The organism is Kribbella sp. NPDC003557 (assembly GCF_040610805.1).
GTDB lineage: Bacteria > Actinomycetota > Actinomycetes > Propionibacteriales > Kribbellaceae > Kribbella.
Genome location: NZ_JBEXMY010000006.1, coordinates 676,583 through 695,295 on the forward strand (window position 1 = coordinate 676,583; position 18,713 = coordinate 695,295).

Annotated in this window: 17 protein-coding genes; 7 read left to right on the top strand and 10 right to left on the bottom strand. The window is 69.9% G+C overall.

Features of this window, described 5'->3' with window-relative positions:
• Positions 1-333: 333 nt before the first annotated feature.
• The 4 genes from ABZW60_RS27975 to ABZW60_RS27990 all read right to left on the bottom strand — a co-directional run bounded on the left by ABZW60_RS27975 (position 334) and on the right by ABZW60_RS27990 (position 2,574).
• Positions 334-735: an arsenate reductase ArsC gene (locus ABZW60_RS27975; RefSeq protein WP_355481692.1), complete on the bottom strand. Its 402-nt coding sequence runs from the start codon at positions 733-735 to the stop codon at positions 334-336.
• The gene (locus tag ABZW60_RS27980; protein WP_355481694.1) at positions 732-1,472 is read right to left on the bottom strand and encodes an MIP/aquaporin family protein; all 741 of its coding nucleotides are present in this window, start codon (positions 1,470-1,472) and stop codon (positions 732-734) included. The genes ABZW60_RS27975 and ABZW60_RS27980 overlap by 4 nt, the downstream gene beginning before the upstream one ends.
• Positions 1,469-2,152: a helix-turn-helix domain-containing protein gene (locus ABZW60_RS27985; RefSeq protein WP_355481696.1), complete on the bottom strand. Its 684-nt coding sequence runs from the start codon at positions 2,150-2,152 to the stop codon at positions 1,469-1,471. Before ABZW60_RS27985 ends, ABZW60_RS27980 begins: the two co-directional genes overlap by 4 nt.
• Positions 2,153-2,214: 62 nt before the next feature.
• A complete protein-coding gene (locus ABZW60_RS27990; RefSeq protein WP_355481698.1) occupies positions 2,215-2,574 on the bottom strand; it encodes a metalloregulator ArsR/SmtB family transcription factor in 360 nt (119 codons plus the stop codon).
• Between the two features lie 97 nt (positions 2,575-2,671).
• Between ABZW60_RS27990 and ABZW60_RS27995 the strand changes: the two genes are divergently transcribed.
• Complete coding sequence (locus ABZW60_RS27995) at positions 2,672-4,066, top strand: FAD-dependent oxidoreductase (RefSeq protein ID WP_355481700.1); 1,395 nt, start codon at positions 2,672-2,674, stop codon at positions 4,064-4,066.
• Positions 4,067-4,087: 21 nt separating this feature from the next.
• On the opposite strand, the gene ABZW60_RS28000 is transcribed toward ABZW60_RS27995, so the two are convergent.
• Together ABZW60_RS28000 and ABZW60_RS28005 are read right to left on the bottom strand one after the other, a co-directional pair.
• Positions 4,088-6,913, bottom strand: a complete 2,826-nt coding sequence (locus ABZW60_RS28000; protein ID WP_355481702.1) for a BTAD domain-containing putative transcriptional regulator — start codon at positions 6,911-6,913, stop codon at positions 4,088-4,090.
• A gap of 111 nt (positions 6,914-7,024) precedes the next feature.
• The gene (locus ABZW60_RS28005; RefSeq protein ID WP_355481704.1) at positions 7,025-7,540 is read right to left on the bottom strand and encodes a hypothetical protein; all 516 of its coding nucleotides are present in this window, start codon (positions 7,538-7,540) and stop codon (positions 7,025-7,027) included.
• Between the two features lie 111 nt (positions 7,541-7,651).
• Between ABZW60_RS28005 and ABZW60_RS28010 the strand changes: the two genes are divergently transcribed.
• Positions 7,652-8,956, top strand: coding sequence for a phospholipase D-like domain-containing protein (locus ABZW60_RS28010; protein ID WP_355481706.1), 1,305 nt, complete (start codon positions 7,652-7,654; stop codon positions 8,954-8,956).
• Here ABZW60_RS28010 and ABZW60_RS28015 read toward each other — a convergent pair.
• Positions 8,946-9,629 (bottom strand): metalloregulator ArsR/SmtB family transcription factor, encoded by a 684-nt coding sequence (locus tag ABZW60_RS28015; RefSeq protein WP_355481708.1) that lies wholly within the window; start codon positions 9,627-9,629, stop codon positions 8,946-8,948. The genes ABZW60_RS28010 and ABZW60_RS28015 overlap by 11 nt on opposite strands.
• Before the next feature lie 95 nt (positions 9,630-9,724).
• Here ABZW60_RS28015 and ABZW60_RS28020 point away from each other — a divergent pair, with 95 nt between their 5' ends.
• The 3 genes from ABZW60_RS28020 to ABZW60_RS28030 are packed head-to-tail and all read left to right on the top strand — an operon-like array spanning position 9,725 to position 12,662.
• A complete protein-coding gene (locus tag ABZW60_RS28020; protein WP_355481710.1) occupies positions 9,725-11,041 on the top strand; it encodes an MBL fold metallo-hydrolase in 1,317 nt (438 codons plus the stop codon).
• Positions 11,038-12,276, top strand: a complete 1,239-nt coding sequence (locus ABZW60_RS28025; RefSeq protein WP_355481712.1) for an MFS transporter — start codon at positions 11,038-11,040, stop codon at positions 12,274-12,276. Before ABZW60_RS28020 ends, ABZW60_RS28025 begins: the two co-directional genes overlap by 4 nt.
• Entirely contained in the window at positions 12,276-12,662 is a 387-nt protein-coding gene (locus ABZW60_RS28030; protein WP_355481714.1) for a rhodanese-like domain-containing protein, read from the top strand. Before ABZW60_RS28025 ends, ABZW60_RS28030 begins: the two co-directional genes overlap by 1 nt.
• Here ABZW60_RS28030 and ABZW60_RS28035 read toward each other — a convergent pair whose 3' ends face one another.
• Positions 12,663-13,349 (bottom strand): cation transporter, encoded by a 687-nt coding sequence (locus tag ABZW60_RS28035; protein WP_355481716.1) that lies wholly within the window; start codon positions 13,347-13,349, stop codon positions 12,663-12,665.
• On the bottom strand, positions 13,346-13,717 hold the full coding sequence (locus ABZW60_RS28040) for a metalloregulator ArsR/SmtB family transcription factor (RefSeq protein WP_355481718.1): 372 nt from the start codon (positions 13,715-13,717) through the stop codon (positions 13,346-13,348). The genes ABZW60_RS28035 and ABZW60_RS28040 overlap by 4 nt, the downstream gene beginning before the upstream one ends.
• 111 nt (positions 13,718-13,828) lie before the next feature.
• On the opposite strand from ABZW60_RS28040, the gene ABZW60_RS28045 reads away from it, so the two are divergent.
• On the top strand, positions 13,829-14,518 hold the full coding sequence (locus ABZW60_RS28045) for a VTT domain-containing protein (RefSeq protein ID WP_355481720.1): 690 nt from the start codon (positions 13,829-13,831) through the stop codon (positions 14,516-14,518).
• Here the strand turns inward: ABZW60_RS28045 and ABZW60_RS28050 are convergent.
• Positions 14,515-15,204, bottom strand: coding sequence for an alpha/beta hydrolase family protein (locus ABZW60_RS28050; RefSeq protein WP_355481722.1), 690 nt, complete (start codon positions 15,202-15,204; stop codon positions 14,515-14,517). The two genes, ABZW60_RS28045 and ABZW60_RS28050, sit on opposite strands and share 4 nt — an antisense overlap.
• 216 nt (positions 15,205-15,420) lie before the next feature.
• On the opposite strand from ABZW60_RS28050, the gene ABZW60_RS28055 reads away from it, so the two are divergent.
• The gene (locus ABZW60_RS28055; protein ID WP_355481723.1) at positions 15,421-18,711 is read left to right on the top strand and encodes a hypothetical protein; all 3,291 of its coding nucleotides are present in this window, start codon (positions 15,421-15,423) and stop codon (positions 18,709-18,711) included.
• Positions 18,712-18,713: the final 2 nt, after the last annotated feature.

An 18,713-nucleotide genomic window follows, 5' to 3' on the forward strand; every position in this document is an offset into this window, starting at 1 on the left:
ATGGGTCCATGGACAGGCAGTCCGTGCACGACGAGCTCGAGCGGGTGCGCGCGGACTTCCGGCAGCTGGTCGAGTCCGCCGACGACGACGTACTGCGGCGTCCGTCGGACGGCACACGCTGGAACAACCGGCAATTGCTACCCGCGCCTGCTGAACGCCGCGACCAGACCGTTCGACGAGATCAACTTCCTCGGTTCGTACGCCGCCGGCCGCACCGTCAGCCCGACGCGCCGGGATCCGTTCTTCCAGGACTGTATGACGCTGGCGGACGTCTACCACTTCCCCCACCCAGCACTACGACTTCCACCGGCGTCAACTGACGATCGGCCAGGGTTAGGCGACCTGCAGCTCGGCCAGCAGCTTCTCGATCCGGGTGCGGATCTCGTCGCGGACCTCGCGGACGACCTCGATCGGCTGCCCGGCCGGGTCGGTCAGCTCCCAGTCCTCGTAGCGCTTGCCCGGGAAGACCGGGCACGCGTCGCCGCAGCCCATCGTGACGATGACATCGCTGCTCCTGGCGGTGTCGTACTCCAGCAACTGCGGCACGTTGCCGGTGATGTCGATCCCGACCTCGCGCATCGCCTCCACCGCGACCGGGTTGATCTGGTCCTTCGGCGCCGACCCGGCCGAGCGGACGTCGACGCTGTCCCCGGCCAGGTGCCGCAGCCACCCGGCGGCCATCTGCGACCGGCCCGCGTTGTGCACGCAGACGAACAGAACCACAGGCTTGCTCACGATCCGACTCCTGCCTCTGGATGGGGTACGACGACCTCGTCCGCCGACTCAGCGACGACGGGATAGAGCACGACGAGGAGCAGCGTGCCGACGATCGCGCCGGCCACCTGGAAGACCACGAAGGCCGGCACCGACCCGGGCGCGATCCCCGCGAAGGTGTCGCTGAACGCCCGTCCGACAGTGACCGCGGGGTTGGCGAAGGACGTCGACGAGGTGAACCAGTACGCAGACCCGATATAGGCCCCGACCGCCACCGGCGCTGCCGCGGATCGCCCCGACCGCGCCAGCGAGAAGATCAGCAGAATCAACCCCGCGGTGGCAACCGACTCACCCATCCAGAGGTGGCCGGCTGACCGCTGCGTGGCCGACCACGACACGGCGGCCTCGCCGAACATCACGTTGGCCAGCACGGCGCCCGCGATCGCCCCCAGGATCTGCGCCGGCACGTACGCAATCAGGTCCCGTACGGTCAAGCCACCACCGTTTCGTTGGCCAAGCCAGCAATCGACGGCAGAAACGACGGGGTTGAAATGCGCACCGGACACCGGTCCCAGCATCAGGATCAGCACGGCGAGCCCCAACGCGGTCGCGAACGAGTTCTCGAGCAACTGCAACCCGGTGTCCCCCGGCGACAGCTTCGCCGCCGCGATCCCCGAGCCGACGACAACGGTCACCAGCAACCCGGTTCCGAGTGCCTCGGCAAGGACCCGCCGCCCCAACGCCCACCGGTCGTTCATCGCGTACTCCGGGGCAGGGCGGGAGCCAACCGGTCGATGCGCTCGGCGAGTTCGGCGTAGGCGGCCTCGAAGGCGGCGTCGGTGTCGACAGGCGCCGGGTCCGGTATCGACCAGTGGAGGCGCGGGCGTTGCTCGGGCCGCAGGTCCTCGTACGCGTTGTCGCATACGGCGATCAGCAGGTCGTCGCGCCGTACGACGTCGCGCATCCGCGCGGTACGCCACCCGGCCGTCTCGAGGCCGTGACGACGCGCGACCTTCAGGGCCCGCGGGTGCACACGCTCGGCGGGCGCCGTACCAGCGCAGGCCGCCGGGATCTCGCTGCGGCCGGACCAGATCGCCGCGGCCAGCTGCGACCGGGCAGAGTTCCGCGTGCACACGAACACCACGCGCTTGGCCGCCTCGAGCGCCGGGCTACCGATCGCGGCGATCGCCTCCGGGCGAAGCCGCACATAGGTACGCCGCCTGTCCCCCTCGGACCGCGTCCGCACCACGACGCCCGCGTCCTCCAGGACCTTCAGATGATGCGCGACGAGATTCGTCGGCAGGTCCAGCGCCGCACCCAGCTCACCCGGAGCGGCATCACCGGCGACCAACGTGTCCACAATCGCCAGCCGCGCCGAATCCCCGAGCGCCGCATGCACCCGCGCCCGCCGCACCAACTCGCTTCGCTCAGTACTCATTGAGTCAATGATCACTGAGCTAATTGCCGGCCGTCAACCTGCCAGACCGCGGCGGCCTTTGATCACGGCGTGGTTGCGGCCGGCGCAGACAGCAGGGCGGCGAGCCAGCGGAGGCGGTCGGGCATCGGCCAGTAGTAGACCCAGGTGCCGCGGCGCTCGCAGTCGACGAGGCCCGCTTCGCGCAGGACGCGTAGGTGGTGGGAGATGGTCGGGCCGGAGACCTCGAACTGCGGTGTGATGTCGCAGACGCACAGCTCGCCGCCGGCCGACGCGATGATCGACATCAGCCGCAGCCGGATCGGGTCGGCCAGGGCCTTGAACACCGCGGCACCCTCGGCCGCCGCGGCCGGATCGAGCGCGGCCTCCGAGATCGGCGTGCAGCACCCGCCGTCGGTCACCAGCGTGATCTCCTGTTTCGACATACATCTATCTTGACTCTTGTCGAATCAAGAGGCAAGGTGGGAGCTGTTGATTAGATGATCGTCTAGTCAAGGCCGCCAGCACCTCTGGAGAAGATCTATGAACACCACCACGCCTGACCTGCCGGTCGTGGTCGTCGGCGCCGGCCCGATCGGCCTCGCCGCCGCTTCCCACCTGTCCGAGCGCGGGCTCGACTTCCTCGTCCTGGAAACCGGCCCCTCGGTCGCGTCCGCGATCGACGAGTGGCGCCACGTGAAGCTGTTCAGCCCCTGGCGTTACGACATCGACGCCGCGGCCCGGCGCCTGCTGGAGCAGGCAGGCGGCTGGACCGAGCCGGACCTCGACACCCTGCCCACCGGCGGCGACCTGATCGACGGCTACCTCGCCCCGCTCGCGAAGACCGCGGCCCTGACGGACAAGATCCGCTACAACTCCCCCGTCGCGGCCGTCACCCGCGTCGGCTTCGACCGGATCCGCACCGCCGGCCGCGAGAACGCGCCGTACCTCGTCCGCCTCGCCGACGGCACCGAGCTGCTCGCGTCCGCGGTCGTCGACGCCGCCGGGACCTGGCGCCGGCCGAACGTCCTCGGCGGCTCGGGGATCCCGGCGCGCGGCGAGGAGCAGTCTGCCGCGTTCATCTCGCCGGCCCTGCCCGACGTCCTCGGCCGCGATCGGGAGCGCTTCGCGGGCCGTCGTACGGCGGTGGTCGGCGCCGGCCACTCGGCCGCCACCACGCTCCTCGACCTCGGCGTGCTGGCCGGGCAGGTCCCGGGCACTGAGATCGTGTGGGTGGTGCGCGGTTCCGACCAAGCGCGGACGTACGGCGGCGGCGACGCCGACGAACTGCCCGCGCGCGGCGCGCTCGGCAGCCGGCTCCGCGCACTGGTGCAGTCGGGGCGGGTCGAGCTGGTCAGCTCGTTCCGGATCGAGTCGATCACCACGAACGACCGGATCGAGCTGACGGCCGGCGACCGCCGCGTCGTCGCGGACACGGTGGTGAAGTCGACCGGCTTCCGGCCCGACCACGACATCGTGTCCGAGCTGCGCCTCGACCTGGACCCGGTCCTCGGCTCGACCCGTGCGCTCGCGCCGCTGATCGACCCGAACCAGCACTCCTGCGGCACCGTCCCGCCGCACGGCGCCGACGAGCTCGCACACCCCGAGCCCGGCTACTACGCGATCGGCGCGAAGTCGTACGGACGCGCCCCGACCTTCCTGCTCGCCACCGGCTACGAGCAGGCCCGCTCGGTCGCGGCCGCACTCGCCGGCGACTGGGACGCGGCCCGCGACGTCCAGCTCAACCTGCCGGAGACCGGCGTGTGCTCGTCCAACCTGGCGTACGGCGGATCCGACGACGAAGCCGGCGGCTGCTGCGGCCCGGCCCCGCAAGCGATCTCCGCACCCGCCGGGCGCGGCCTGGCCACCGGCATCAGCGGCGGCCTCCTCACGATCATCGACGACAAGCCCGTCAACCAGTCAAGTTGTTGCGGCTGACAACAATCGCCACGGACCCGGTCAGGTGTTGCGGCCGATCGGGTCCGGGGCGGCCGGAGTTCCGGAGCGGCTGATGTCGAGCTTCTCCGCGGCGGAGATCAGGCCGAGATCGTGCAGGATGGCGGCGGAGCGGCGCCAGCAGTCCCGGGCGGTGCCGGCCGCGCCGAGATCGGCTCTGGTACGACCGAGGCCCCACCAGATCTCCGCGTCGAGGAGCGTCTGGGTGGCCTCGGACCGCCGGCTGGCCTCGCGTGCCCGCTCGAAATGGTCCAGCGCCTGATCGGGATCACCGGCCAGCCGGGTCGCCTCGGCCAGATTGCACAGGATGTTCGCGAGCCAGTTGGTCTCGTCGAGCGGCTCAGCGATCGCCAGGGCCTCGGTGTGAGCGGCGACCTCGTCTGCGGGCCGGCCGGCGTGCCGGTACGTCAGGCCGAGGCTGGTCAGGCTGTCGGCCAACGCGGTGGGTCGTTCGGTCCGGCGGTTGAGCTCGATGGCCGCGCGCGAACGCGAGACCGACTCGTCGTAGCGGCCGAGCAGCCGGTACGTGGTGGCCATCGCGGCGAGCTGCACCGCCTGGCCCGCCGCGTTCCCGATCTCCTGGTATCCCGACAGCGCCCTCGACAGGTGCTCGAGCGCGAGGCCGTAGTCGCCCCAGCGCAGCAGCGCGGCGCCGATGTTCTCGTGTGCGACCGCGTGGTGCTGCGGCTCGACGGCCGCGGCGTGCAGCAGCTCACCGATCCGCAGCCTGTCGCGATGCCGGCCGCGCAGCGTCAGCCCGAGACCGACGGCCGAGCAGATCGCGGCCGCCAGGCCCGGGTCGAGCATCGCGGCCTGGCGGACGACCGCGGACAGGTTGCCGACCTCGGCGTCGAGCCAGCAGTAGACCTCGTCGCGACCGCGGAGCTCGACGCCGCGGGCCTCGAGGGTGGCCGGCCCGACCTCGGTTCTCCACGCGGCGTCGGCGTTCAGCAGCCGGCACGCCGTACGGGAGGTGGCCAGGTAGCAGTGCAGAGCTCGGCGTACGGCGCTGGCGCGGCTCATCTCGTCATCTGCTTCGCCGGCGCGGTCGCGGCCGAACAGCCGCAGCAAGTCGTGCGCGCCGTACCGCCCGGGCCGCTGGCTCTCGAGCAGTTGCATGTCGACCAGGCTCTCGAGCAGGTCCTCGGCGGTATGCGAGTCGGTCCCCGCCAACGCTGCGACGACGGGCACGCCGACATCGGCGGCGTCCAGCAGGTTCACTTGCCGGAACAACCGCTGCTCCGGCTCGCCGAGCTCCTGGTAACTGACCTGAAAGCTGGCCCGTACGCCGCGGTCCTCGGTCTGTAACTCCGCCAGCCGTCGCGATCCAACGCCCTGCTCGGTGGCGGCGAGACGATCGGCCAAGGTCTCAAGAGTCCAGGACGGCCGGGAAGTCAGCCGGGACGCCGCGATCGAGACAGCCAGTGGAAGGGATCCACACAGCCGTACGACGTCCGCCGCCGCCCGGCGCTGCGCCTGGTCCGCGAGGTCGACGCGCTCCGGACCGACCAGCCGGCCCAGCAGCGTGACCGCGTCGTCCTCGGGCAGCATCTCGAGCGGCTCGTGCACGGCGCCGGGCAGGGCGGCCAGGATCCGTCGGCTGGTGACGATCGTCCGGCAGTTCTGCCCCGCCGGGATGAGGGGCTCGACCTGCGCGACGTCCAGGGCGTTGTCGAGAACCACCAGGAGCCGCAGGTCGTTCGTCATCGACCGGAACCGGGCGGCGGCCTCGTCGGCCTCCACCGGGATCGTGCCATCGGCCGCTCCGAGCGACCGCAGGAACCGCCCGAGCACGTCGGCCGGCTCCAAGGGCGCGACGTCCGGGGTCGACCCGCGCAGGTCGACGTACAACTGGCCGTCGGGAAACGCGTCCGCGATCAGGTGCCCGACGTGCACCGCGAGCTCTGACTTGCCGACGCCGCCCGGGCCGGCGAGGGCCGCGATCGCGGTCGGCCGCAGCTGGTCCGAGGTCAGCTGCTCGCGGAGCCGGCGGACCGCGGCGTCCCGTCCGGTGAAGCTCGGTACGCCGAGCGGCAGCTCCGCGGGTACGACGAGTTCCGGGCCTGCTCGCGGATCGCCCGGCGACGCACCGGCAAGCACCGAACGCTCCAGCTCGCGCAGTTCGCGGCAGGGCTCGATCCCGAGCTCTTCGACCAGAACGTCGCGGCCGTCCCGGTAACACTGCAGCGCCTCGGCGGGCCGGCCCGAACGCCACAAAGCCGTCATGAGCTGCGCACGCAGATGTTCGCGCAACGGTTGCTCGGTCACGAGAGCGCTCAGTTCGGCGATCGCCTGGCGGTGCCGCCCGAGTGCGAGCTCCACGTCGTACAGCTGCTCAGCGATGGTCAGCCGCAGGTCGGCCAGCCGTTGGGCGCCGGCGCTCAGCGCGCGCGTCGACAGGTCGCGCAACGCCGTACCGCGCCACAGTGTGAGAGCGGCCCGCAGCCGGTCAGCCGCGTCCTCGAGATCGGACGCGGCCTGTGCCTCGGCGCGTAGCCGCTCGGCCTCTGCCAGGTCGATCCGAACCTCCTGGTCGTTCAGCCGGTAGCCGTGCTGCGTGGTCTCGATGAGTTCGCGATCGCAGCCCGCTTCGGCGAACGCGCGCCGCAGCGCGGACACCTGGATCGACAACTGCGTCCGCGCCGACGCCGGCGGGCTGTCGTCCCACACCGCGTCGATCAACGCGTCGGCCGACACCGCCCGCCCGGCCTCCATCAGCAAGGCGGCAAGCACCTGACGAGCCCGCGGCCCCCCGAGGCACGCCGCTCTCCCACCGACGCTCACCTCGACCGGGCCCAGCACCCGGATCTCCACCCCGTCCCCGACCATCACTTCAGGTTAGGCGACGAACGGGTCCCTCCTCCGGGCACAGCTCGTCGTTGTCGCACAGGATGTTCCGCGGCGTCGCGGCACCTGGTGTGCCGAGGTTCCCCCGTCGAGTTATTTGACTCGCCAGCCGAAGAAGCGTTTGCACTTGTCCGGGTCCACCCGGCGGTGCGAGCTGATGCTGTTGCTCCAGTTGCCTGCTTCGGCCTTGCCGTCGCCGTACATGTAGAGCTTGGTCACGTAATGACCGGGGCGGACGCAGAAGCGGTCGCCGTCGTCGCTGTATTTCGTGCGGGTGTAGAACTCGACGGTCGCGTCGCTGTGATTGATCAGCGAGCCGGCCTTGTTGTCGAAGTCCTTGATCTGGCCTTCTCCGTCGCCGTAGTCGCTGTCCGCGGCGGAGTCGTCCTTGGCGTCGTTGGCGCCTTTGCACTTCGACGCCGTGTACAGATAGATGTGCTTGTCGCTGCTCGGCAGACTGTTCGCGGTCGCCCGGCAGTCGTTCTCCCGCGTGCCCTCGGCGCCTGCCTTGACGGCAGGTCCGGCCTCCGGTGTCAGTGCGGCCGCACTGACGCCGCCGACCATCAGAACACCAGTTGCCGCCGAGGTCAGCACAAGTCGCGTACCCATCACCACTCCTTTTCCTGGATGACCGATTCCAGGACGGTAGGAGCACTCGCTATGGACCGGTTATCCCCGCGCGATAACCGGTCCATAGCCGCGGTGTCTACCGTCGCGGTCATGAAACCTTCGGATCTGGTCAAAGGACTCGTGGTCGCCGCGACGACCTGCGCACTGGTGTACGGCGGGGGTGCTCAGGCCGCCGGCACGGCACAGGACAAGGAGAACGCCGCACCCGACAAACCCACCACGTTCGTGGACAACGATCCGAACGGCTCGACGAGCGAGCGGTACCGGATCCGCGATTACCTCGTCAATCTGATCAAGGGCGCCGAGCAGGACTCGACCATCACGATCGCGTCCTACCGCTTCGACGACTACGAGATCGCGAAGGCGCTGATCGACAAGATCAACACCAAACGGGTGACGGTGAAGGTGATCGTCGACGCCGAGCACCGCGGGACCAAGCCGTACCGCGACGTCAAGATCGCCGCGGACGCCAGCCGGCTGTCCTGGATCAAGTACTGCGAACCCGGGACGAGCTCCGGCGGCAACAAGCACACGTCCTGCATCGGCGACCACATCATGCACAACAAGTTCTACCTGTTCAGCAAGACCCGCGGGCAGTCGAACGTGGTCGTGCAGACGAGCTCGAACCTCAGCGAGCACTCCGGGCCGAAGATGTGGAACACCGCGTTCACCGCGATGGGCGACGACGGCAAGTGGCTCTACGCCAAGTACCAGGAGTACTTCTTCGATCTCAGCACCGAGGAGAAGCGCGACGACCAGTACACGCACTTCAACACCGAGCACGCGCCGGTGTCGAACGCGAAGTACAAGATGTACGTCTCACCGCGCAAGGAGTCCAGCAGCACGGTCACCTTCGCGAACATCCTGAAGAGCGTGAAGTGCGGCGGCAACACCTCCGGCGGGACCGACGACGGGCACCGCACCATCGTCCGGGTGGCCGCGGCCCAACTCGCCAAGGGTGGCGGGGCGCCCGTCGCCGCGGAACTGTGGCGGCTCGACAACGAGGGCTGTTACGTCGACGTCGTCGGCACGGACGTCAGCCAGGCCGAGGACGGACCACTCCGCGGCGGGTTGCTGCGCGCTCCGACCGGCGAGTTCCACGGCCCGGAGGTGCGGGAGTTCAGCACGAACCAGTGCGGAACGCACGAGAAGAACATCCTGATCGACGGCAACTACGCCGGGAACCCGAACCAGAAGGTCGTCTTCACCGGCAGCCACAACCTGAACCGGAAGTCCCCCTGGCACAACGACGACGTGATCCTGCGGATCACCGACCCGGACGTCCACGAGAAGTTCAAACAACACTTCTTCACGATCCGCGCCGCGGCCGCCGTCACCTGGCAGACCAGCAAGTACGAAACCACCGACCCGGACAACCTCAAGTTCAACTGCTAGCCGTCGGGCCTGGGGAGCGCTCGACCGGGAGGCCGGACAGGGCCCATTCGGGGAATCCGTCCTCGAGGCGGTACGCCGGGTGGCCCTGTCCGGCCAGCAGTCTGACCGCGTCGTCGGCGTACACGCAGTACGGACCGCGGCAGTAGGCCACGATGTCCGCTCCGTCGGCCAACTCCGTCAACCGATCCGCCAACTGGCCGATCGGCAGGGAGATCGCGCCCGGTAGATGCCCTGCCGCGAACTCCGGCGCCGGCCGCACGTCCAGTACGACGATGTCGCCTGCCCGCAGCCGCCGTACTAGCTCGGCACGGGTCATCTGTTCGAGCGAGGAGCGGTCGCCGAGATAGTCCCGCGCGAGCCGGTCCAATCCGGACACATGCTCCTCCGCGACCAGGCGCATCGCTCGCCACAGATCGGCCACCGCGGCGCTCGCCAGCGAGTAGTAGACGCGTGTGCCCGACCGCCGCGTGCGCACCAAGCCGGAGCGGAGCAGGCGCTGCAGGTGGTGTGACGTGTTGGCGACCGATTGCCCGATCTCGGCGGCGAGCGCCTCGACCGGCCGCTCCCCTTGGGCCAGGACGTCGATCAGCTCGGCCCGGCGCCCGTTCGCCAGCGCCTTGGCCCCGTCCGTCAGCGCCTCGAACAACACCGCCTTGGCCGCGTGATCGGCCATTCGACAGCCTCCTGACCTGGTTGTTCAAACCTTCTCTTGACAATACCCCGAGGCTCGGCGTGTTATTCAAGTAATCTCTTGAAGAGGTCGGGGCGATGACTGTTGTTCCGCTCGTGGACGAAGGACTCGGCAACTCGGCGTACTTGGTCGACCTGGACGACGGGCGGGCGCTGGCCGTCGACGTGAGCGTCGGCCTGCGGGCCGCCGGCGCCGTGGCCGCACGCCGCGGGCTGACGGTCGCGTACGCCGCCGACACCCACCTGCACGCGGATTTCCTCTCCGGGGCGCGGCAACTCGCCGCGAGCCAGGGCGCCGAGATCCTGGCGTCCGCCGCGGGGCGTCGCGCGTTCGGCCACCGCGGCCTGCACGACGGCGACGAGGTGGATCTGGGCGGGCTGCGCCTGCGAGCACTCGGTACGCCGGGGCACACGCACGAGCACCTGTCGTTCGTACTTCTCGACGGCACCCGTCCACTCGGCGTCTTCACGGGCGGATCGCTGATCGTCGGCGCGGCCGCCCGGACCGACCTCGTCTCCCCCGACCGGACCGAATCGCTCGCGCGTGCGCAGTACACCTCACTGCAACGTCTCGCCGAACTGCCTGATGACGTAGCCGTATGGCCGACACACGGCGCCGGATCCTTCTGCTCCGCTCCCCCGGGCGCCGACCGGGTCAGCACGATCGGGCGGGAGCGGGCGACGAATCCGCTGCTGCGGGCCGGCAGTGAGGACGCGTTCGTGAAGGAACTGCTGGGTTCGCTGGGCAGCTTCCCGCCGTACTTCCTGCGCTTGCCCGAGATCAACCGGCGCGGGCCGGCGATCCTCGAACGCGCTCCGTTCCTGCGACCGCTGGACGCCGCCGCGGTTCGCCGGATGGAGGCCGAGGTGGTCGACGTTCGCCCGGCGAAGGAGTTCGCCGCCGGGCACGTCCCGGACGCGTTGTCGATCCCGCTGCGGCCCGCGTTCGTGTCGTGGCTGGGTTGGCTGGCGCCGGCCGACCGCCCGCTGGTCGTCGTCCGCGGTCCCGGCCAGGACGCGGACGAGATCGTGTGGCAGGCCGCCAAGATCGGCTACACCTTCGCCGGCGAACTGCTCGGCGGGACGGACCCCGAGACTGCCACCACACAACTCGTTGCCCCAGGCCCCCTCTACGGCACGGTGCTGGACGTCCGCCAGGACGCCGAGTTCCGGGCCGGCCACCTCCCGCACGCGCAGCACATCGAACTCGGCGCGCTCGTTGGCCGGATCGGCGAGGTACGGCGCGAGCCGGTGGTCGTGATGTGCGGCCATGGCGAGCGCGCGATGAGCGCCGCGAGTCTGCTCGAACGCGGCGGGCACCGCCAGGTCGCCGTTCTCGTCGGCGGGGCGGAGGACTGGGCGGCGGCGACCGGGCTGGATCTGGAGACCGGGTGATACGGCTCGGGATCCGCGCCAACCTCGCCCAGTTCAGCCTGCTGGTCGCGGTCAACGGGCTCGTCGGCGGCATGCTCGGGCAGGAGCGGACCGTCCTGCCGTTGCTTGCCGAGCAGGCGTTTCAGCTGACCGGGTACACCTTCCTGCTCACCTATGTCCTCGCCTTCGGCCTCACCAAGGCAGCGACGAACTACTTCGCGGGCACCTGGTCGGACCGCTACGGACGCAAACCGGTGCTGGTCATCGGCTGGCTCATCGCCGTACCGGTGCCGCTGCTGCTCATCTGGGCGCCGTCCTGGGGCTGGGTCGTCGCGGCGAACGTCCTGCTCGGCGTCAACCAAGGTCTGACGTGGTCCACGACGGTCATCATGAAGATCGACCTGGCCGGACCGCACCGCCGCGGCCTCGCGATGGGGCTCAACGAGGCGGCCGGATACGTCGCTGTCGCTGTGACCGCGCTGGCCACCGGGTACCTCGCCGCCCGGTACGGCCTTCGCCCGGCACCGTTCCTCCTCGGGCTGTCGTTCGCGGCGCTCGGACTCGGCCTGTCGAGTCTCGCCGTCCGCGAAACCCGCGGCCACGCGCACCTCGAGGCCTCGCGACACGTGACCGGCGGCGAACTGACAGATCGGCAGGTGTTCAGCCGGACAAGCCTGCGCGAGCCGGCCCTGTCCTCGGCCAGCCAGGCGGGGATGGTGAACAACCTCAACGACGGGCTCGCCTGGGGTCTGTTGCCGATCCTGTTCGCGACCGCGGGGTTGTCCGTCGCCCGGATCGGGGTCCTGGCCGCGCTCTATCCCGCCGTTTGGGGCGTCGGGCAACTGCTTACGGGTCCGCTGTCGGACCGCTGGGGCCGTAAGTGGCTGATCACCGCCGGAATGCTCGCCCAGGCGGTCGCACTCGGCGTCATCGCCGCCGTCCATACCTTCGCGTTGTGGGCAGCGGCCGCGGTCCTGCTCGGGATCGGTACGGCGATGGTGTACCCGACGCTGCTCGCGAGCGTCGGCGACGTGGCGCACCCCGCCTGGCGCGCCCGCGCCGTCGGCGTCTACCGGCTCTGGCGTGACGGCGGCTTCGCTGTCGGCGCGGTACTGGCCGGAGTCATCGCTGACATCTGGGGGCTTCGGACGGCGATCTGGGTGGTCGCCGTCCTCACCGGTCTGTCAGGGCTGCTCGTCGCCGTCCGCATGTACGAGACCCATCCGGTGCGGCACGCGCGGATCGGAGGCGGCTGATGGCGATCGACGACCGGCTCGCGGCCGTTCAGGCCGGGCTGCCCCGGCTCACACCCGTCGAGGCGTACGACGCCGTCCGTCGAGGTGACGGGATCATCGTCGACACCCGGCCCGAGTACCAGCGCCGCGCGACCGGCGCCGTACCGGGCGCTGTCGTTGTCGAGCGCAACCACCTGGAGTGGCGGCTCGATCCGGAGAGCGGCGCACGGATCCCCGAAGCCGTGTCCTTCGGCATCCGGTGGATCGTCATCTGCGAAGGCGGCTACTCCTCCAGCCTGGCGGCCGAGTCGCTCCGCGAGCTCGGCCTGCTGCGCAGCACCGACGTCATCGGCGGATTCCAGGCCTGGCAAGCGGCCGGGCTACCGGTCGACCGTCCCGGCGGCTGATCAGTCGCAGCAGCCGTCGGTGCACGAGTTCGTGCCTGCGCCGGACGGGGCGCAGCAGCCCTCGCCGTGCCAGGCTTCGATGCCTTCGCGGACGGCGACAGCGGCGATGACCAGCGCGGCGATCGGGTCGGCCCAGCTCCACCCGAGGGTCGCGTTGAGGATCAGGCCGACGAGCAGTACCGCGGACAGGTACGTGCACAGCAGCGTCTGCGTCGAGTCGGCGACGACCGCGTTCGACCCGAGCGCCTTGCCGGTACGGCGTTGCGCCCAGGACAGGAACGGCATCACGATCAAGGACGCGATAGCCAGCCCGATGCCTACAGGTGAGCTGTCCGGGTCGGTCCCGACGATGAGCGCGCGGACCGACTCGAATGTCACGTAGCCGGCGAGCGCGAAGAACGAGATCGCCAGAAGCCGCAGCGCCTGCCGTTCCCGGCTCTCGGGCATCCGGTGCCGGAACTGCCACAAGATGATCAGCCCGCTGGACACCTCGACCACGGAGTCCAGCCCGAAGCCGACCAGCGCGACCGAACCGGCGATCGCGCCGGCGGTGATGGCGACGACCGCCTCGATCACGTTGTACGTGACCGACGCCGCGGCCAGCAGCTGCGCCCGCCGCCCGAGTCGCCGGCGCTGCTCCGGATCCGCCGTCCAGGTGCTGATCTGCAGGAATTCGGGCGTGCTCACGCTCCGGCTCCCTGTCCGTAGACCGGGCACAGCGCAACCGCGTCACCCGTGAGATCCAGCAGCCGCTCGGCGGCCGACAGCAACTCCAGCGTCGCCTCCGGGTGCGTCAACCGAAACACCGAAGCTCGTCCTTCCGGCCGGGACTCCACCAGCCCACAGTCCCGCAAACACGCCAGATGTTTGGACACCGTCGACTGCGCGAGCCCCAGGTGCGCCGTCAGATCGACGACGCGATGCTCCCCCGACGCGAGATGCCTGACGATGGCCAACCGCGACGCGTCGCTGAAGCCGTTGAACAGACACGCAGCCACGGAGAGCGCCGCCGCCTCGTCGACGGCCGGCTCCCCCATATCCGATGTCATCGCCATTTGGCGATGCTAGCACCTACATGGCTTCGATAACCCGTACATGCATGTTCGAGTTAGATGCTACATTAACTCGAACACCGTTGTTCGAGATCAGCCGTCCCAGGAGCACTGATGACCAACGCACAGCAGCCGGCCGGCCGGGCGTGGCGCCGGTTCGTGCCCTGGGAGGGGTCCGCCGACCGAGGTGATCTCGCGCTGATGGGCGCGATCCTCGGCGTGGTCGCGGTCGGGCTGGCGCTGCGGCCGGCCAAGCCGTTCCTGATCGCGTCGCATCCGGTGCTGCTCGAGTTTCTCACCGGCGACCTGACCGCCGTCGGTGCGGCGGCCGCGTTCGCCCGGATCGGCGAGGCCGACCTCTGGCTGGTCGTCGTCGCCGGCGCGGCCGGAATGGTGAAGTTCGACTGGCTGACCTGGTGGACCGGCCGTCGCTGGGGCCTCGGCATCATCAAGATGTTCACGACCAGCGAGCGCGCCGTACGCTTCGCCGGCCGCGCCAGGGACCTGAGCCCGTGGACGCTGCGCGCCGCGGTCTTTCTCGCCGTACTGCCAGGTGTCCCCACCGCGGTCGTCTACGCGATGGCCGGCTGGGCAGGAATGCGGCTCGTCACCTTCCTCGCCCTCGACTTCGCGGGCGCCGCGCTGATGACGGCCCTGGTCACGGCCATCGGCTACCGGGCCGGCCAAGAAGCCGTCGACCTGGTCCTGATGATCGACAAGTACGCAACTGTCGCCAGCCTCACCCTCCTGGCCGCTGCGGCCCTCTTCCCTTTCCTCAAACGCCTTCTCCGCCGCACTCGCTAACCACGGGCCTTGTCGGTCAGGATGTCCACGAGGCGATCCGGAGCCTCGTTGTAGACAGCATGTCCGACCGCGAGCTCGTGGACCTCCCAGTCGGGCTCGGTGCGCAGACGCTCGAACTGCGCCTGGAACGGCGTCGCTTCCCAGGCGGACGCGTGGATCAGTGTCCGCCGCGCCACCCGGTCGATACCGTCCCCGAGCCGAAGCCGTTGGAGGAACGACGCGACGGGATGCGGTCGCCTCCGCGGATCCGCGTCGGCGGACGGAGCGGCCGTGCGACCATCCGCCCGCGCCCCGTCGATGATGCGGGTCCGATAGTGCTCGTTGGCCAGTGACCACCAGGAGTCGCCGTCAGCCGGCACGAAGGCATCGCAGAAGACCAGCCGATCGACGGAGCGGCCGGATCGATCCGCGGCGCCGGCGATCACCAGCCCTGCATAGCTGTGTCCGCACAAGGTGATCGGCCCCGGGCCGCACTTGTCCAGCACCGCGAGCACTCGCTCGATGTGGGTATCCAGGTTCGCTCCGGCGCTGTCCGGCGACGGGTCCGGCTCCAGGCCGTCGAGCGTGACGGCGACAGCCTGGTGACCGGCTCGCCGAAGCCTGGCCACGATGCCGTCCCACGCCCAAGCCCCATGCCAGGCCCCGGGTACCAGAACGAAGGTTCTCTGCAGCTCGTCCGTGATCATGGCTCCAAGACTCCCCCGCACCGGCGCTGGCCTTCCACCGTTAGAACGCCAGTTGATGCCCGTTGGCGGCCAACCTCCACGACAGGCCACCGGGCCGATGCGGAACTGTGACGTCACCGCAGGTCACTGTCCTGCCGTGGGCGTATCAGTCGTTCTTTTCGCTCCTCTTACAGGTGAGCACGTTCCGTGCCGATGAACCCGTGGGGGTGCAGCATCATGGCGATTCTTCTGGATCCGCCGACCGGCGGCCTGGCGCCGGAGACGGACGTGTCGTTCCACTACGGGCGCCGGGTGTTCTGGCTGGTCGTGGGCCTTGCCGTCTTCGGGGTGCTCGTGGCGCTGCTCGGCGACCGGCTCGGGGACTTCTTGCCGGACGCGTTCTGGATCGTGCTGCTGTTCGTCACCATCCTGCTCACCGGGGCGGTCCTGCTCGCGGCCGCCCGCGTCGAGGGTCGCAAGGTCCCCGGCTGGGCCGAACGGCTCTTCACGCGCATCGACAGGCTGCCTCACTGGTTCGCCGTACTGCGTTGGGCCACGCTGGTGCTCGCCGTACTCGTGGCCGCGCACTTCGGCGCCGCGGCGAGTCTCAAGGGTCAGTCGGAGTCGATCGTCGACATCGAACTCGCCGGCACCAGCCAGGCGTGGACGGACTGCGCGTGCGACGCCGAGTTCACGCGAGCCGTGCAGCAGGACTTCTGGTTCATCGTCTCCTACGTGCTCCTGCTCGGCCTGCTGGTCTTCTGGGCCGGCGCGTACTTCCGGCTGCCCGCGCTGCGGCGGGCCCGCATCACCGTGCTCATCTCGGTCTTCGTCGCCGGCGCCTTCGACATCGCCGAGAACATCCTCATGCTGTCGGCCGGATCGTCGAACCGGGCCTGGCAGTTCGTGGCGATCTGCGCGTGGGCGAAGTTCGCCATCCTGCTCGTCGCCGTCGTCTACGTCACCGCCGGCGCGTTCGCGTGGTGGTCGACCCCGCGCTGGGTCCGGCTCGCCTCCTGGGCGCTGCCGGCGTACGCCCGGAAGGCGGCCGCCACACCTGCCAAGGAACCGCCGTCGCAGGAGGTCACCCAGCAGGCCGAGGGCAAGCAGACGCAACGCGGCACAGCCCCGCGTGGAACGGCGCAGTACGGCATCGCGCTGTCCGGCGGCGGTATCCGCGCATCGTCGATCAGCCTCGGCGCGCTCCAGACACTCGACGACGGCGTACTCGGCTGGTCCGGGGCCCGTGCGGTCACCGCCGTGTCCGGAGGCTCGAACCTGGCCGCCGGCTGGAGCATCTCGCGGTCCAGCTACGACACGACCGACGGCGGGAGCACTGCCCGCCTCGGTCCGGACGTGCTCAACCCGGTGCCGTGGGAGTGGCAGGACAACGGCTGGCTCACCCCGGAAGAGCGGCACCTGGTCGACAACCTCGGTTACCTCGCGTCGAACGAGCCCCGCGGATCCGACACCGACCCCGCCGCCACGAACGCGACCCGGCAGGGCGAGAGCACGGACAACCAGGCTTCCTACCGGCCGGCCGTGTTCGCGACCGTCATCGCCGGCCTCACCGTCAACGTGGTGGTGCTGCTTAGCATGCTCTGGGCGATCACCCGGCCGGTGGGGTGGGCACTGCGCAACTTCACGGGCCTGGACGGCACGCTGCCGAAGGGTGCGTTGCACGATCTCGTCCAAGAACACTCGCTCGCGCTGCCCGGAATCGTCTTCCTGGTCGCCGGGTTCGCCGTACTGCTGCTCTGGGTTCTGGCCGGCCGTCTCCTCATCGGTACCGCCCAGAACCAGGGGTGGGCGCGGCTGACGCTGCGGACGCTCAAGCGAGCGGCGTACGCCGCACTCGCGATCGGGGCGTTGCTCGCACTCACGATCTGGGCCTTCGTCGAGCTCGTCGGCGCGGTCGCCTACCTGTCCTTGCCCGCGCTCGTCGCCACCGCGGCCGCCAGCGCCGGCGTCGTCGGTTCGGTCGTCCGCATCCTCCGGAAGCCGGCCGCGCGCTTCGCACCCAAGCTCGGCGGATTCGCGTTCATCGTCGTCGCACTGGGTCTGGCGGCGCTGTCGACCTGGACCGCGGCCAAGCACGGGGTGACCTGGTCAGGAAGCGATCTGGTCAGCTGGCAATCCGGCTGGAACTGGGTTCTGGCCGTCGGTCTCGTGATTCTGGCGCTCCTGGGGCCGAGCCCCGAGAGCTGGGCGCTGGCGCCGTTCTACCGCGGCAAGTTGCGCCTGGCCTACGCGACGTACCGCACCAGGAACGCACAGGGCGAGTTCAGCGTGCATCCGTACGAGAACGACGACGTCGCCGGCGCCGACCTGACCAAGCGTGAGCCCGGCCTGTTCGCCTTCAACAACGGCAAGACGGCCGTCCGTACGCCGCTCGTCGTCTGCACCACCAGCACGGTGAGCTCGCGCGCGGTCCGGACCCACTACGGCACGCCGGCGCTCAGCGTGACCTTCGATCCCGAGCGGACCACCCTGCACCTGCCCCAGGACGGACGCGGCAACACGCTGGAGTTCGCCGCCTCGACCCGGGTGCTCGACCGGCTCGGCGCCCGGCTGCACAAGCGGATCACCACGATGATGGCGGTGGCCATCTCCAGCGCCGCGGTCTCGCCGGCGATGGGCCGGTTCCAGATCGGGCCGACCAGCATGCTGCTGACCTTCTTCAACATCCGGCTCGGCGTCTGGATCGCGAACCCCCGGTTCATCACCCAGCTCGAGGCGGCGAATCTCCAGGACCAGCCCGGCCTCCGGTATCCCGGCACCGGGCTCGGCTACCTGTTCAAGGAGTTCTTCGGGATCCACGACCTCGACGACCCGTACCTGTACCTGACCGACGGCGGCCACTGGGAGAACACCGGCCTGGTCGAACTGCTCCGGATGTCGGAGATCACCGAGATCGTCTGCGTCGACGCCGACTCCGGTCCCGGCGACGCGACGGCCTCGCTGGGCAAGGCGATCGCGATCGCGCCGAGCGAGTGCGACATCCGCATCGACATCAGCCTCGACCCGCTCCGCGCGGCGCCGAGCGGCTCGCGCGTCCCGGCGTACTCCCCGCGCACCGTCAACATCGGCTTCTTCACCAAGGGCGCGGGCACCTTCACCCACGACACCCGGGTCGGCATTCTCTGGTACGCCAAGCCAGGCCTGGCCAAGGAGATGCCCGCGGCCCTGCTCGCCTTCCACGAGCGCTATCCCAGTTACCCCCGGGAATCGACCCTCAACCAGTTCTTCGACACCGCGAGCTTCGTCGCGTACCGCAACCTCGGCCGCTACAACGCCCGCGAGATCCTGGTGGCCCGCACCAAACTGCGGGAGGCCCTCGACGAACTCCTCACGATGACCGCCGCCGACCTCGACCAGAGCCTGCGAATGATGGCCTGCAACCCCGCCACCCACTGGTCCGTCGTCGAACTGTCCCGCGCCGCCCGCAGCGCGGTCCCACCCGGCTCCACCACGACACCACACCTCATCAGGTCCTACTGCGAGGCAGTCAGCGATTCCCTCGTCTGACG

What these genes read in the sequence shown, in the direction of transcription:
- ABZW60_RS28005 (WP_355481704.1), bottom strand. Translation starts at nt 7,540, where the DNA reads ATGGGTACGCGACTTGTGCTGACCTCGGCGGCAACTGGTGTTCTGATG.
- ABZW60_RS28015 (WP_355481708.1), bottom strand. Translation starts at nt 9,629, where the DNA reads ATGGCCGATCACGCGGCCAAGGCGGTGTTGTTCGAGGCGCTGACGGAC.
- ABZW60_RS28010 (WP_355481706.1), top strand. Translation starts at nt 7,652, where the DNA reads ATGAAACCTTCGGATCTGGTCAAAGGACTCGTGGTCGCCGCGACGACC.
- ABZW60_RS28040 (WP_355481718.1), bottom strand. Translation starts at nt 13,717, where the DNA reads ATGGCGATGACATCGGATATGGGGGAGCCGGCCGTCGACGAGGCGGCG.
- ABZW60_RS27995 (WP_355481700.1), top strand. Translation starts at nt 2,672, where the DNA reads ATGAACACCACCACGCCTGACCTGCCGGTCGTGGTCGTCGGCGCCGGC.
- ABZW60_RS27985 (WP_355481696.1), bottom strand. Translation starts at nt 2,152, where the DNA reads ATGAGTACTGAGCGAAGCGAGTTGGTGCGGCGGGCGCGGGTGCATGCG.
- ABZW60_RS27990 (WP_355481698.1), bottom strand. Translation starts at nt 2,574, where the DNA reads ATGTCGAAACAGGAGATCACGCTGGTGACCGACGGCGGGTGCTGCACG.
- ABZW60_RS28030 (WP_355481714.1), top strand. Translation starts at nt 12,276, where the DNA reads ATGGCGATCGACGACCGGCTCGCGGCCGTTCAGGCCGGGCTGCCCCGG.
- ABZW60_RS28050 (WP_355481722.1), bottom strand. Translation starts at nt 15,204, where the DNA reads ATGATCACGGACGAGCTGCAGAGAACCTTCGTTCTGGTACCCGGGGCC.
- ABZW60_RS28045 (WP_355481720.1), top strand. Translation starts at nt 13,829, where the DNA reads ATGACCAACGCACAGCAGCCGGCCGGCCGGGCGTGGCGCCGGTTCGTG.
- ABZW60_RS28020 (WP_355481710.1), top strand. Translation starts at nt 9,725, where the DNA reads ATGACTGTTGTTCCGCTCGTGGACGAAGGACTCGGCAACTCGGCGTAC.
- ABZW60_RS28055 (WP_355481723.1), top strand. Translation starts at nt 15,421, where the DNA reads ATGGCGATTCTTCTGGATCCGCCGACCGGCGGCCTGGCGCCGGAGACG.
- ABZW60_RS27980 (WP_355481694.1), bottom strand. Translation starts at nt 1,472, where the DNA reads ATGAACGACCGGTGGGCGTTGGGGCGGCGGGTCCTTGCCGAGGCACTC.
- ABZW60_RS28000 (WP_355481702.1), bottom strand. Translation starts at nt 6,913, where the DNA reads ATGGTCGGGGACGGGGTGGAGATCCGGGTGCTGGGCCCGGTCGAGGTG.